General features: G+C 61.9%; 13 protein-coding genes. 7 read left to right on the top strand and 6 right to left on the bottom strand.

Features of this window, described 5'->3' with window-relative positions; genetic code table 11:
* The first annotated feature begins 9 nt into the window (after nt 1–9).
* The gene (locus WDS16_RS05485) at nt 10–678 is read left to right on the top strand and encodes a YdcF family protein (RefSeq protein WP_338891094.1); all 669 of its coding nucleotides are present in this window, start codon (nt 10–12) and stop codon (nt 676–678) included.
* Nucleotides 679–723: 45 nt separating this feature from the next.
* Here the strand turns inward: WDS16_RS05485 and WDS16_RS05480 are convergent, their stop codons facing one another.
* From WDS16_RS05480 to WDS16_RS05465, 4 genes are all read right to left on the bottom strand, one after another.
* Nucleotides 724–1,806: a helix-turn-helix domain-containing protein gene (locus WDS16_RS05480; protein ID WP_338891092.1), complete on the bottom strand. Its 1,083-nt coding sequence runs from the start codon at nt 1,804–1,806 to the stop codon at nt 724–726.
* 363 nt (nt 1,807–2,169) lie between these two features.
* Nucleotides 2,170–2,397, bottom strand: a complete 228-nt coding sequence (locus tag WDS16_RS05475) for a hypothetical protein (RefSeq protein ID WP_068378511.1) — start codon at nt 2,395–2,397, stop codon at nt 2,170–2,172.
* A 45-nt stretch (nt 2,398–2,442) separates the two neighbouring features.
* On the bottom strand, nt 2,443–3,621 hold the full coding sequence (locus WDS16_RS05470) for an acyl-CoA desaturase (protein ID WP_338891090.1): 1,179 nt from the start codon (nt 3,619–3,621) through the stop codon (nt 2,443–2,445).
* 67 nt (nt 3,622–3,688) lie between these two features.
* Nucleotides 3,689–4,801 carry a ferredoxin reductase gene (locus tag WDS16_RS05465; RefSeq protein ID WP_338891088.1) on the bottom strand — a complete coding sequence of 371 codons (1,113 nt, stop codon included), beginning with the start codon at nt 4,799–4,801 and terminating at the stop codon, nt 3,689–3,691.
* A 187-nt stretch (nt 4,802–4,988) separates the two neighbouring features.
* Here WDS16_RS05465 and WDS16_RS05460 point away from each other — a divergent pair, with 187 nt between their 5' ends.
* Nucleotides 4,989–5,639 carry a TetR family transcriptional regulator gene (locus WDS16_RS05460; RefSeq protein ID WP_231912666.1) on the top strand — a complete coding sequence of 217 codons (651 nt, stop codon included), beginning with the start codon at nt 4,989–4,991 and terminating at the stop codon, nt 5,637–5,639.
* 12 nt (nt 5,640–5,651) lie between these two features.
* Nucleotides 5,652–6,479 carry an alpha/beta hydrolase gene (locus WDS16_RS05455; RefSeq protein WP_338891084.1) on the top strand — a complete coding sequence of 276 codons (828 nt, stop codon included), beginning with the start codon at nt 5,652–5,654 and terminating at the stop codon, nt 6,477–6,479.
* 12 nt (nt 6,480–6,491) lie between these two features.
* Here the strand turns inward: WDS16_RS05455 and WDS16_RS05450 are convergent, their stop codons facing one another.
* Nucleotides 6,492–7,814, bottom strand: coding sequence for an MFS transporter (locus tag WDS16_RS05450; RefSeq protein ID WP_338891083.1), 1,323 nt, complete (start codon nt 7,812–7,814; stop codon nt 6,492–6,494).
* 133 nt (nt 7,815–7,947) lie between these two features.
* On the opposite strand from WDS16_RS05450, the gene WDS16_RS05445 reads away from it, so the two are divergent.
* The 3 genes from WDS16_RS05445 to cmrA are packed head-to-tail and all read left to right on the top strand — an operon-like array spanning nt 7,948 to nt 11,336.
* Nucleotides 7,948–8,475 carry a PadR family transcriptional regulator gene (locus WDS16_RS05445; RefSeq protein ID WP_338891082.1) on the top strand — a complete coding sequence of 176 codons (528 nt, stop codon included), beginning with the start codon at nt 7,948–7,950 and terminating at the stop codon, nt 8,473–8,475.
* Nucleotides 8,472–10,508 (top strand): NADPH-dependent 2,4-dienoyl-CoA reductase, encoded by a 2,037-nt coding sequence (locus WDS16_RS05440; RefSeq protein WP_338891080.1) that lies wholly within the window; start codon nt 8,472–8,474, stop codon nt 10,506–10,508. The genes WDS16_RS05445 and WDS16_RS05440 overlap by 4 nt, the downstream gene beginning before the upstream one ends.
* A gap of 24 nt (nt 10,509–10,532) precedes the next feature.
* A complete protein-coding gene (gene cmrA / locus WDS16_RS05435) occupies nt 10,533–11,336 on the top strand; it encodes a mycolate reductase (protein ID WP_338891079.1) in 804 nt (267 codons plus the stop codon).
* Between the two features lie 5 nt (nt 11,337–11,341).
* Here cmrA and WDS16_RS05430 read toward each other — a convergent pair whose 3' ends face one another.
* Complete coding sequence (locus WDS16_RS05430) at nt 11,342–13,111, bottom strand: helicase HerA-like domain-containing protein (RefSeq protein WP_338891078.1); 1,770 nt, start codon at nt 13,109–13,111, stop codon at nt 11,342–11,344.
* Between the two features lie 85 nt (nt 13,112–13,196).
* Between WDS16_RS05430 and orn the strand changes: the two genes are divergently transcribed.
* Nucleotides 13,197–13,799, top strand: coding sequence for an oligoribonuclease (gene orn, locus WDS16_RS05425; protein WP_338891077.1), 603 nt, complete (start codon nt 13,197–13,199; stop codon nt 13,797–13,799).
* The last annotated feature ends 10 nt before the right edge of the window (nt 13,800–13,809 follow it).

Genomic DNA, 13,809 nt, shown 5'->3' with positions numbered 1-13,809 from the left:
GAGCATTCGATGAAAGATCGGCCGGGGGGCTACTCGATGACAGCTGGATCTTGTTCCACGTTCAGGCGTGCGGCGTTCGCATCGTTGATCACAGGGGGGCTGACGCTGGGACACAGCACGGCCGTCGCACACGCGGATATCACGCCGATTACCCTCGGAAACGGCATCATCTCCACGGTCGGGGGGTGCCTGTTCCCTGACCTGCCGGCCATCATCTGGTGCACACAGCAGGAAGTCCTCACCCAGCACGCACCCCTGATGCTCGACCTCAACCCTGTAGGCACTGCGATAGTGGTTCTCGGAGCAGGACTCTACGACGACGGCACAATTCGACCAGTGCTGCGGGAACGGCTCGATGCAGCGCTGACGCTGGCGCAGCGCTACCCTTCCTCGCAAATCATCACCAGCGGAGGCGTGCCCCGATCCGGGATCACCGAGGCACGCGCCATGAGCACGTGGTTGATCGCCAATGATATTGCGCCCTGGCGTATTACGGAGGAGAACGCCTCCAGGTCCACTGTCGAGAACGCACGCAATACCGCTGCGATCCTCGCAGAACGTGGCGCGCAGGGCGTCGTAATCGTCTCGAGCCCAAACCACGTCGAGCGTGCACTGATCGACTTCCGCAAGGCGATCTCCGGACGCTTTCCGGTGAGCGGCGTGGTCTCGGCCGGGTAAAGCCTCGCGGTGCCGGCCCGAACTTGGACGACCGGCACCGAACAGCTAGGACGCTTCGGCGATCACGTTCGACCCCGACGCTACTGACGCATCGGCGCGCGAGAGGCAATCGACGACAAGTGCCGCGTGCAGAGACATCAGACCGGCGGAACTCAGTGGGTCCACGCCGGTCAACTGTTCGATCCGCTTCAATCGGTAATCCACGGTATTCGGGTGGACGTACAGCGACTTGGCACTGGCCCGTCGATTCGCCTCGCTCGCAACAAAAGTCCTGAGCGTATGCATGAGCTCGGGGAACGCATCGAGGGGCGCGATGACAGATCTCAACCGCGATCTACCCGGGCCCGGACGAGACAGCTGGTACTCCAACGCCAAGTCACCGGTCCGATACAACCGCGGCTGCATGCGGAGCGATCGCGCCAAGTCGACCAATTCTCGACAGTGCGCAACGACATCCGCTATCGCACCCGGTACAGCCCGAGCTGTCGCTGCGACCACGTTGACGCGCAAGACCGAATTCAATTGGGCAATGCACTCTTCCACTGCATCGGCCCCAACAGACGGTACCAATATTATTCCGCCACTTGCACTGAGCGACAGCAACGGACCATGTGCGACGGTCGCCGAAGTCAGCGCGACTTCAGCCGCGGCGACCTTCGCGCTGTCGAGTGTCCGACCGAGAGATCGTTCGGAATCAGCAGCGTCTGCAACGAAGCGAAGGAACACGACGTCGTACTCAGCAGCGATGTCGATGCCGTGACGTTCCGCAACGGCACGTGCTTCAGGGTCGTCGGAGACAAGCAGATCGACCAATCTGGACGCCTGGTCGCCAGTCGTCCCCGAATCCTGCTTGCAATGCTCGATGTAGGCAGACGACACCGTGTTGCCCAACAGCTCGAGAACACGCATCATGAAGACCGCATTTCCGACGACATCGGCATCCGGCCCTCCCGATACACCGTCGATACTGCCCTTCAACCCGGCGCTCACCGCCAGGTGCACAGCGCGTTGCGCGTCACGAAGGGGGACACCACCCCGGACGAGGTGTTCCGACGAACGCCGAACGGGATCGAGTTCCGCGGGGGCGGGTAACGTCCCGACGCGGATACAGCCAGCAACGATCGCCACGCAGTGCGACTCCAGAACAGCCGTGGCGGGTGACGCCTCCCCGCTGGAGTTACCGGGCCGATGGGGCGTGCGATCCATCGCGTGATCGCTGGGGGTGCAGTGCGCGAACGATGTGTCCAACCGCATGTCGAGCCGCCTTTCATACCGCTGTGTGGTTCGTCGCGTAACGGTAACCCATTTTGCGATCTGGAAGTATGAAAATGGGCTTACAAACATTCTCGAGGTTTGTTTCGACGATGTAGAGGCAACGAAAACCGGGTCGCCCAGTCCCTTCGGACAAACGACCCGGCATCGAGTAGAACTACATGGCTTCCGCTGCAAGATTTCTCAGCGACGTAAAAGAACCCTCAGAGTCTCTCGAACTCACCGATTCTCGAACTCGCCGTTGATGACCTTGCCGACCGGTGCGTCGTCGCGGGCCTTCTTCGCCGCCTCGCGCATCTCGATTCCGTCGGAGACCCAGTCGCCGATCTCTCGAGTGACGTCGCGAACCGCTCCGGCGATGATTACGGCGATCTTCCCGACGTGATTCGCAGCGGACTCCGTCAGTTCCTGCACGGTGTCCTTGTTGCGCTCGAACTTGCCTACCACGACGACCACCCCTGATTCGGTATTCGATTCGATTGCACCGGCCACCTACGCAGCAACCTTCTTGCGCTCGACGATAACACCGACGGTCGGCTCCGAACCGGTCAGCGAATTCGGAAGGGCGAGCTTGAAGATCTTTCCCCACACCGAGCCGATCTGCTTGAAGAATCCGCCGGAGTTGTACGGGAGACCGTACTTGTCACACAGCACCTTCACTTCGGGGGCCAGTTCCGGGTAGCGATGCGCGGGCAGGTCGGGGAACAGGTGGTGTTCGATCTGGTGGGACAGGTTCCCGGACATGATGTGGAACAGCGGCGAACCTTCGATGTTGGCCGAGCCCAGCATCTGACGGACATACCACTCACCGCGCGACTCGTCGGCGGTCTCCTCCTCGGTGAACGTCTGGACTCCGGTAGGGAAATGTCCGCAGAAGATGATCGAGTAGGTCCACAGGTTGCGAATCAGGTTGGCACCGACGTTACCGACCAACGTGGTGACGAAGAACGGACCCGACAGCGCTGGGAAGATGACGTAGTCCTTGAGAACTTGGCGGCCTGCCTTGCGCCACATTCCCTGAAGCAGCGGCTTCACGTCGTGCCACTTGCGCTTGCCCTGGATGATGTTTTCCGATTCGAGGTCGTGCAGCATCACGCCCCACTCGAAGAATGTCATCAGCAGGAAGGCGTAGACAGGGTTTCCGAGGTAGTACGGATTCCACTTCTGCCCCTCGTCCATGCGCAAGATGCCGTAGCCGATATCGCGATCCTTGCCGACGATATTGGTGAAGGTGTGGTGCATGTAGTTGTGCGAGTGCTTCCACTGATCGGCCGGGCAGACAGTGTCCCACTCGAAGACCTCGGAATTGAAGCCCGGTTCGCGCATCCAGTCGTACTGGCCGTGCATGACGTTGTGCCCGATCTCCATGTTGTCGAGGATCTTCGACACACCGAGAGCTCCGACTCCAGCGAGCCAGACTGGCGGCAGGAAGGGAAGGTACATCATTGCGCGACCGGCGATTTCGAATCCACGCTGAGTCTTGACGATGTTGTAGATGTACTCACGATCGGTGTCACCGAGCTTGGCGACGGTGCGTGCGCGCAGTTCGTCGAGTTCGCGGCCGAGCTCCTGGACCTGCTCGTAGGACAGGACGGTCGGAGTGAGCGCCTCAGCCTTGGCCGAGGAACCGAAGAACGGCAAAGATACTGCAGACAAAGGTATTCCGAACATTGAAACACTCTCCGTTTCGATTGTCGAAAGGTTGTTCTCGGACGGGTTCGATACGTGGGCCGAGCTGTCAGATCTCGATGGAGACATCACCGACGGGCACCGTGACACAGAGTTGAATCTTCTTGTGCGGCTCGCTGTCCTTCTCACCCGTCTTGACGTTCGTAGTGCATCCAGAGGTCTTCACCGACGTGCAGGTGAAACAAATCCCCATTCGGCAGCCGTACGCGGGGGTCAATCCGGCGTCTTCCGCCTGCTCGAGCAGTGTCCGCCCGGAGTTGGACGCGACGACATCACTGTCGGAGAAGGTGACATCGCCCGCGGCATCCTCCGCGACGACTGCCACCGGGGCCGCGAATTCCTCGAGGTGGAGGTTCTCGCTCAGTCCAAGATCCGCGTACACACTCTTGACGCCGCGCATCAATCCCGGTGGGCCGCAGAGGTACGTTTCGGCGTCGGAATACCACGGGGCTACGGCGTCGAGGTGCTCTGTGCCGAAGAATCCGTGCAGATCGCCACCCGACTCCTGGTCGGTGTACGCAAGCACGATCCGAACGTTGTCGTTCTCGGCCGCGATAGCGTCGAGTTCGGCTCGGTACGAGACGTCGTTCTCTGTGTACGCGTAGTGCAAGAAAGTCAGGGCGCCGCTGTACCCCTCGTCCAGCAGCGTCCTGAGCATCGAGAGCACCGGAGTGATGCCGCTTCCGCCGCTGATGAGCAGAACACGGTCCGGCCTCGGTGACGGTAGATGGAAGGTGCCGTCGGCTTGCGAGAGACTCACCACGAGACCGACGTAAGCGTTGCCGTGAAGGTACTGCGAAACGAGTCCCTCCGGATGAGCCTTGATCGTGAGCTCGATTCGTCCGTCGTCGCGATACTGCGAGCAGGCGGGCGAGTAGCACCTGGTGTGCCGGACGCCGTCGATGACGACTCCGACCTGCACGAACTGACCGGCTTCGAAGCCCTGCCACTGGTGCGTCGGGCGAATGGTCAGCGTAACGGTGTCCGCAGTGGAGCGGTGTACAGCGGTAACCTCACCGCGGAGGTCCCTGACTGTTGTCATCGGGTCGACCAGTTCGAGGTACCGATCGAGAGCATGCGGAGTGGCCATTGCCTCGAACAGTGACAACAGCGAGAACTTGCTTCGGCTACTCGGGCGCCGAGTCTTCTGCTGGACTGTCATGTCGCCTCCCGTGTTCGTAACGAAACGAAGGACCGTTTCAGTGTACGGATGTGCACTAGAATCAAGTGTGGCAGATCCATACCGGGAACTGTCAACGCCAATGTGACCGCACCGACATGGTGCGCGTGCAAGTGACGACCATCACACACGTCGGCATTTCGAGGTCAGGACCGGAGGTGATCACACAATGGACGGCAATAAACTCGAACATGTGACAGAACCGGGCACCCGTGCCGAGCGCAAGGAGCGGACGAGGCAGGCACTCATCGACGGCACTCTCGACCTGCTGCGCGACCGCTCGTTCGCGAGTGTCAGCCTGCGGGAAGTCACACGATCTGCAGGAATCGTCCCTACTGCGTTCTATCGCCACTTCGCGTCGATGGAGGATCTGGGCGTCGCGCTCGTAGAGGACTCGATGCGGATGTTGAGGCAGATGCTTCGGGACGCACGCAAGGACCCCACTACCAAGAACGCGACCGAATCGTTGCGCATCCTCGTGCGTCAGGTCAGATTGCACGAGGACCAGTTCAGATTTCTCGCACGAGAACGCTACGGCGGAGTGACCGAGATTCGACGGGCGTTCGCAACCGAACTTCGCATGTTCGTCAGCGAGCTGACCATCGATCTCTCTCGCATGCCCGGCCTCGAATCGTGGGACATCGCCGATCTGGAGATGGCTGCGGACCTCATCGTGTCCACGATGCTGACCGCGACGGTGGGCCTGCTGGAAATCGATCGACCCAACAGTGCGAAAGAACGTGAACTCTTGCGCCGGACCGAACATCAAGTACGGCTCATCGTGCTCGGCATGGGAGGGTGGAAACGGAACCACGGCTGAGAGGACTCATCCATGACAGCAAGCGCCACCACAGTGACCGTCGACGGTCTGGTGTTCGACGTGTCTGTGGACGGACCCGACGACGGCGTCCCGGTCGTACTTCTTCACGGATTTCCGCAGACCTCGGCATGCTGGGACCGCGTCGTGCCAACTCTCACCGCCGCCGGCATTCGCACCATCGCACCTGACCAGCGCGGCTACTCCCCCGGCGCACGTCCCCTCGGGACCGACTCCTACCGGTCTTCTCACCTGGTCGACGACGTCCTCGCGATCATCGAGGCGTTCGGCCTCGAATCCGCGCATGTCGTTGGGCACGATTGGGGCGCCGCCGTTGCCTGGCAATTGGCCGCTACCCATCCTTTGCAGGTTCGTTCACTCACGGCAGTGTCGGTACCGCACACCGCCGCCTTCGGTTGGGCCGTCCGAGAGGATGCCGACCAACAGGAGCGGTCGTCGTACATCGGACTGCTTCGTCAAGAGGGCAAAGCCGAACAACTCTTGCTGGAGAACGATGCGCAGCGACTACGGGCGATGTTCTCCGACGACAGTCCGGACGACAGATACGTGAAGCACCTCGCCGAGCCGGGCGCACTCACGGCCGCTCTCGAGTGGTACCGGGCGATGACGAGCGAGTTCGGACGGTTGGGTCCGGTGAGTGTTCCGACGACCTTTCTCTGGAGCAATCAGGACTCGGCCATCGGCCGTGCAGGCGCCGAACGATGCGGCGAGTTCGTGGATGCGGAGTACAAGTTCGTCGAGCTCGACGGTGTGTCGCATTGGGTACCGGAGGAGGCACCGGACGGCCTGGCCTCGGAGATTCTTGCCCGCATATCGACCTGATCGTCGGTTTCGTCAGACCTTGTCCGGTGACTTGACCGCCAGAAGTGCGCCCAATCCGATGACCAGAACCACCAGCAATCCACCGATTCCGGCGCGGTCGGCGTCGAACATCCACACGAAAAGTCCGAACAGAGTCGGCGCCAGGAAGGACACTGCCCGACCCGTCGTCGCGTACAGGCCGAAGAACTGTCCTTCCCGACCGGGTGGAGCCAACCGCGCCAGATACGTACGAGAGGACGATTGCGCAGGGCCGACGAACAAGCAGAGAATCAGGCCGAACACCCAGAACATCAACGGACCTGACACGAACAGAAGTACAACACCCGCGAGAATCATCGCTGTCAGCGAGAACACGATGACCGCCTTCGGGCCCACTCGATCATCGAATCGACCCGCCGTGATCGCGCCCAGCCCGGCGGCTACATTCGCTGCAACGCCGAACAGCAACACGTCGGCGGTCCCGATTCCGTACACGCTCACGGCGAGTACCGCTCCGAACGTGAACACACCCGCGAGACCGTCGCGGAACAACGCACTCGCGGCCAGGAAGTAGACGCTGCGCCTGTCGGCTGACCAGAGTTCACGAAGGTCGCGGAACAAAACCTTGTACGACTCGAGCATTCCGGCTTTGGCGGCACCGGGATCGGCCGCCGTAGAAGGCAACTCGGGGACGGTGAGCAGCACCGGGATGGCGGATACGGCAAACCACACAGCGGCGAGGAGCGCGACGACACGGATGTTGAGACCACCGTCCGTCGTCAGGCCGAACAGTCCGCGAGTGTCTCCGTCTCCGACGATGAAGCCGACGTAGCAGATCAACAGCAGGACGATTCCGCCGAAATATCCCATCGACCAACCGAATCCGGAGACGCGGCCGATGTTCTCCGGAGTCGACACCTGCCTGAGCATCGCGTTGTACGGAATGCTGGCCAACTCGAACAGAATCGATCCTGCCGCCAGCAGCACGAGCCCCAGCCACAGGTAGTGGTAGTCGTCTTTGACGAAGTAGAGACCGGACATGCTCACGACCGTCAAGCCGGTGAGGAGCGCGAGCGAACGCTTCCTCTTGCCTCTGGCATCGAAGCGTTGGCCGGACACGGGCGCCAGCACCGCGATCACGACGCCCGCAATTCCGACCGACCAACTGAACCACGACGTAGCCGAGATCGATCCGGGGAGATCGTCACCGACGGCATCGGTGAGGTACACCGAGAACACGAAGGTGAGGATGACCGCATTGAACGCGGCCGATCCCCAATCCCATATCCCCCAGGCGAATACCTGTTTGCGCGCAGTCGCGACGCCGACGACGGCATTCTCGGCCCGAGTGTCCATGACGGGAAGCCTAGGCGAGTCGGGCTCGATGGACCTGCTACTCAGGTATCGGCTCGTCCGCTATGCCCTCATGCCAAGAATCTAGCTATGCACTCTGTTGCATAGTCAGTCCGTTGCATACATACTGGTTCGCGTGGCACTCGAACACGCGATACTCGTCTCCCTCACCGAACTGTCCGGCTCGGGGTACGAACTCGCGCGCAGATTCGACAAGTCCATCGGCTTCTTCTGGAGCGCCACACACCAACAGATCTATCGAGTCTTGACGCGAATGGACGCGGCGGGATGGATCGTCGGCACCGCGGTCGTTCAAGAAGGCCGACCGGACAAAAAGGTCTACTCGGTCAGCGTTGCCGGACGAAACGAACTCGACCGATGGATTGCCGAGCCGACCGAACCGAGTACTTTGCGCGAAGAACTGGCCGTGAAGATCCGCGGCGCCGCCAACGGTGACATCGCCGCGTTGACGGCCGAGGTCAGGCGCCACAGGTCGGTCCACGTCGAACGCCTCGAGCTGTACAGACTTATCGAGAAGCGCGATTTTCCCTCCCCTGACGACCTCACCGGAACTGCGTTGCACCAATACCTCGTGCTTCGCGGAGGGATCCGAGTCGAGGAAGGCTTTGCCGAATGGTGCGACGAGATCTTGGAGAAACTGTGACCACATCGATTAGATATCCGAACCTGCTCTCACCGCTGAACATCGGCAGAACGTCGTTGAAAAATCGCGTGATCATGGGCTCGATCCACACCGGACTCGAGGACCGGGCACGCGACACCGGTCGATTGGCCGAGTATTTCGCCGAACGGGCGCGCGGCGGGGTCGCGCTCATCGTGACCGGCGGATACGCGCCCAACCGAACCGGCTGGCTGCTTCCGTTCGGCGCGAAGCTGACCAATCGTCTCGAGGCGCGTCGACATCGCACGATCACCGACGCCGTTCATCGCGAAGGCGGCAAGATCGCGCTCCAGATCCTGCACGCCGGCCGGTACTCGTACCAGCCGTTCAGTGTGTCGGCGTCGTCGATCAAGGCTCCTATCAATCCCTTTCGTCCACGACGGCTCACCTCACGCGGGGTTCGGTGGCAAATCCGCAACTACGTGCGCTGCGCCCGACTGGCACAGTCGGCCGGATACGATGGCGTCGAAATCATGGGCGGCGAAGGCTATTTCATCAATCAGTTTCTTTCCGAGCGCACCAATCACCGACGCGACGAATGGGGTGGGAGTCCGTCGAACAGGCGCCGGATCGCAGTGGAGATCTCACAGCAGATTCGCGAAGCCGTCGGGCAGGACTTCTTGATCGTATTCCGACTGTCGATGGCCGATCTCGTGGAGGGCGGTCAGAGCTGGGACGACATCGTCGCTCTTGCACAGGAATTGGAACGCGTCGGCGTCGACATCATCAATACCGACATCGGTTGGCATGAGTCGAGAGTGCCCACCATCGTGACTTCCGTACCCCGCGCTGCATTCGCAGACATCACCGGAAAGCTCGACAAACACGTCTCCATCCCCGTCGCGGCGTCGAACCGAATCAACATGCCCGACATCGCCGAGGACATTCTCGAGCGTGGCGACGCGCAACTGATCTGCATGGCTAGACCTATGCTCGCCGACCCGTTCTGGGTGCGCAAAGCCGAGGCAGACGCCGCAGACAGCATCAACACCTGCATCGCGTGCAACCAGGCGTGCCTCGATCACGCGTTCGTACACAAGACTGTCTCGTGTTTGGTCAATCCACGTGCCGGACGTGAGATCGAACTGCAGCTACTTCCCACTCGTAGGCCCAAGAAGGTTGCCGTCGTCGGTGGCGGTCCCGCCGGGCTGTCTGCTGCCTTGGAGTCGGCCCGACGCGGACACGCCGTCAGCCTTTTCGAAGCGCGTCCCACTCTCGGCGGTCAATTCGGCATAGCACAGCGAATTCCAGGCAAGGAGGAGTTCGCCGAGACCATCCGCTACTTCACCAACGCGCTGAAAGACGCCGACGTCGCCGTACATCTGGGCCATCGGGTGACCGCGAACGAACTGCGCAATGGGGATTTCGACGAGGTCGTCGTTGCCACCGGCGTCGTACCTCGAATTCCGTCCATACCGGGCATCGATCACCCGTCGGTGTTGTCCTACGCCGAAGTGGTCGAGGACGGTAGGCCAGTGGGCGAGCGGGTCGCGGTGATCGGTGCAGGCGGCATCGGCGTCGACATCTCCGAATTCCTCACCACCGACGCGTCCCCCACCCTGGATCTGAAGGAGTGGAAGCAGGAGTGGGGCGTCACCGAACCCGAAGCAGCGCCCGGCGCACTCACGACCCCTGTCCCCGCACCCTCACCTCGCGAGGTCTACCTACTTCAACGCAAGAAAGGCAAGATCGGCGCCGGCCTCGCAAAAACCACCGGCTGGGTGCATCGTGCAGCGCTGAAAGCGAAAGGCGTGCACGAGCTGTCCGGAGTCAATTACGAGCGGATCGACGACGACGGACTCCACATCACGTTCGGTGACAAACACGAGCGTCCACGCACCCTGCACGTCGACACGATCGTCGTCTGCGCCGGACAGGAATCGGTCAGAGACTTGGTCGACGACCTGGAGTCCTCGGGGACCGCAACCCATGTGATCGGTGGCGCCGAGCTGGCGTCGGAGCTCGATGCCAAGCGAGCGATCGAGCAGGGAACAACTCTCGCGGCACGCATCTGATCCCATCCACTACCCTGTCTCACCGTGAGCCTGCCGAGTCCTGCACCCGAAGCCCGTGCCGTCGTCACCGGAGCCTCTTCCGGCATCGGAGAGGCGTTGGCCACCGAACTTGCCGCACGCGGCCATTCGCTGATCATCGTTGCCAGGAGAGGCGAGTTGCTCGAAGCACTCGCGAAGAAGCTCGAGGCCGATCACGGAGTGACCGTCGAAATCCGCGTTCTCGACCTGTCGGACCGGGACGCGCGCACTCCGTTTGCCGACGAGATTGCCGGCCGCGAGATCAGCATCCTGTGCAACAACGCCGGCATCGCGACATTCGGACCGGTGTCGGGACTCGACCCTGCCTACGAGCGCGACCAGGTCGAACTCAATGCCGTTGCGGTGCACGACCTGACGCTGGCGGTTATCCCGGGGATGATTGCTCGCGGCAGCGGGGGCATTCTCATCACCGGTTCCGCGGCGGGCAATATGGCCATCCCCAACAACGCGACGTATGCAGCGACGAAGGCCTTCGTCAACACGTTCTCCGAGTCGCTGCGGCTCGAACTGAAGGACAGCGGCGTCCACGTCACTCTTCTCGCGCCCGGTCCGGTCCGCACCGAGACGCCTGATCCGGCCGACGCGTCGATCGTCGACAAGCTCGTTCCAGACTTTCTGTGGATCGACAGCGCGTACACGGCGAAGCTGTCACTCGACTCGCTCGCCAAGAACAAGATGCGAGTCGTTCCCGGGTTGCTGAGCAAGGGCATGTCGATCGCAGGCCAGTACAGCCCGCGCGCCATCTCGGCGCCCATAGTCGGCAGCTTCTACAAGAAGCTGGGCGGCTAGCGGCATCACCTCTTGCGGCGGCGCCCGGTACCGAAGATGCTGCGTGAGATCTCCCGTCCTGCAGCAGAAGCCGCGGATCGCAAGAAACTCTTGACCGCTGGATTGTCCATGATCCGTTCGGCAGCGGACGGACCCTCCGGTACCGACGGCGGCAGGTCGGGCAAATCCGTCGGCAACGGCGGGTAGTCGAAGTTCTCTGCGGGAACGGGGGCATCCGCAACCCGAGCCTGCAGTTTTTCGTACGCCGACTCGCGGTCGATCGTCTCGCGGTACTGTGCGCTCAGCGGGCTTGCCGTCGCGGCAGCGGCGATGGCGTCGTTGCCGATGGTGTCCATGAGCGAGCGGGGCGGACGGATCTTGGTCCATGCCACCGGCGTCGGTGCACCCGTCTCGGACAGGACCGTCACGATTGCCTCACCGGTTCCCAGCGAGGTCAGTGCCTTCTCGAGGTCGTACGCCTTCGTCTTCGGATAGGTACGGACGGTCTTGTTCAGCGCCTTCTGATCGTCGGGTGTGAACGCGCGCAAGGCGTGCTGGATCCGCGCGCCGAGTTGAGAGAGCACTTCGTTGGGCACATCGGTCGGGAGCTGCGTGCAGAAGAAGATGCCGACCCCCTTGGACCGGATCAGCTTCACGGTCTGCTCGACCTGCTGCAGGAATGCTTTCGAAGCGTCCGCAAACAACAGGTGGGCCTCGTCGAAGATGAAGACGAGCTTGGGCTTGTCGACGTCGCCTACCTCAGGGAGCGTCTGGAACATATCGGCGAGAACCCACATGAGGAATGTCGAGAACATCACTGGTCGCGCCGCATGGGCTCCGAGTTCGAACAGCGTGATGACACCCTTGCCGTCGGCGCCTATGCGTAGGAGGTCCTCGGTCTCGAGCTCGGGCTCGCCGAAGAAGGTGTCCCCGCCGTCTGCTTCGAGGTTGACGAGCGCGCGCAGAATGACCCCAGCCGTCGCTGACGAGACGCCGCCGATGCCTTTCAGGTCCGCTTTGCCCTCGTCGCTCGTCAGATGTGTGATGACCGCGCGGAGATCCTTGAGGTCCAGCAGCGCGAGCCCCTGCTTGTCCGCCCAGTGAAAGATCAGACCGAGCGTCGACTCCTGAGTGTTGTTCAGCCCCAACACCTTACTCAACAAGATGGGACCGAACGCCGTGATGGTCGCGCGCACCGGTATTCCGATTCCTTCGGTGCCCAGGGAGAGGAACTCGACGGGATATCCGGTCGGAACCCAGTCCGACGCGCCGGTGTCGACCGCACGAGCGCGGATCTTCTCGTTGTCTTCACCCGGCGCCGACAGCCCGGACAGGTCGCCCTTCACATCAGCCATGACGACCGGTACCCCCGCCGCGGACAACTGCTCCGCGATGCCCTGCAGCGTCTTCGTCTTGCCGGTACCGGTGGCTCCGGCGACGAGTCCATGCCGGTTGAGTGTGGCGAGGGGAATACGGATCTTCGCATCCGGATCAGTCGACCCGTCGAGGACGACTGTGCCGAGTTCGAGTGCCGCTCCTTCCGATGCGTAACCGGCAGCGATCTCACCTGAGACGGTGCTAGCTTCGGCGACGGCTGGAACTGCAGCGACAGATTCTGCGGCTGCAGCTTCCTTCTCAGCGGCCTCGGCAGCCGCCAGTGCTTCCGCGGCGACCCGAGCGGCTTCGACGGCGGCAGCCTTGGCTACCTTCGCTTTCTCGGCAGGGGACAATTCGGCGCCTGTGGATGGAATCGCTACATCTGGGGTGAAATTCTCCGGTGCCGGATCGACCGTCATATCCGCATGCTCCTTCTCGGTTCGCTCACAGTGGATCGCCACCGCAAACCTTAGCGGTGAGCACGCTCGCACTAGTGTGTGTCTCGTGCAGGACAAACTTGTGTGGATAGATTGCGAAATGACCGGCTTGGATTTGTCGAAGGACAAACTCATCGAAATCGCGGCGCTCGTCACCGACAGCGAGCTCGAAATCCTCGGTGAGGGCGTGGACATCGTCATTCATGCCGACGACGACGCCCTCGCCGGAATGCCCGACGTCGTGAAGAAGATGCATGCCAAGTCCGGATTGACCGAGGAGGTGCGCGCATCCACGGTGAGCTTGGAAGAAGCTCAGCAGCAGGTACTGGCGTATATCCGTGAGCACGTGCCGGTTGCAGGGACCGTTCCGCTTGCAGGCAACTCGATCGCCACCGATCGCGGTTTCATCTCACGCGACATGGTCGAGCTGGACACCTACCTGCACTACCGCATGATCGACGTCAGCTCGATCAAGGAGCTCTCACGTCGGTGGTACCCGAGGATCTACTTCGGTCAGCCGGCGAAGGGGCTCGCACACCGCGCACTGGCCGACATCAAGGAGTCGATCAAGGAGCTGCAGTACTACCGCCAGACCGTCTTCGTGGCCCCTCCAGGCCCGTCGACCAGCGAGATTGCCGCCGTCGTCGAAGGTCTCGACACGCCAACCTGAGGGCGATTCG

Source organism: Rhodococcus sovatensis (assembly GCF_037327425.1).
In the GTDB taxonomy this organism is placed as follows: Bacteria; Actinomycetota; Actinomycetes; order Mycobacteriales; family Mycobacteriaceae; genus Rhodococcoides; species Rhodococcoides sovatense.
The sequence above is the reverse complement of the archived record's forward strand: the minus strand, read 5'-3'. Positions and strand labels throughout refer to the sequence as shown.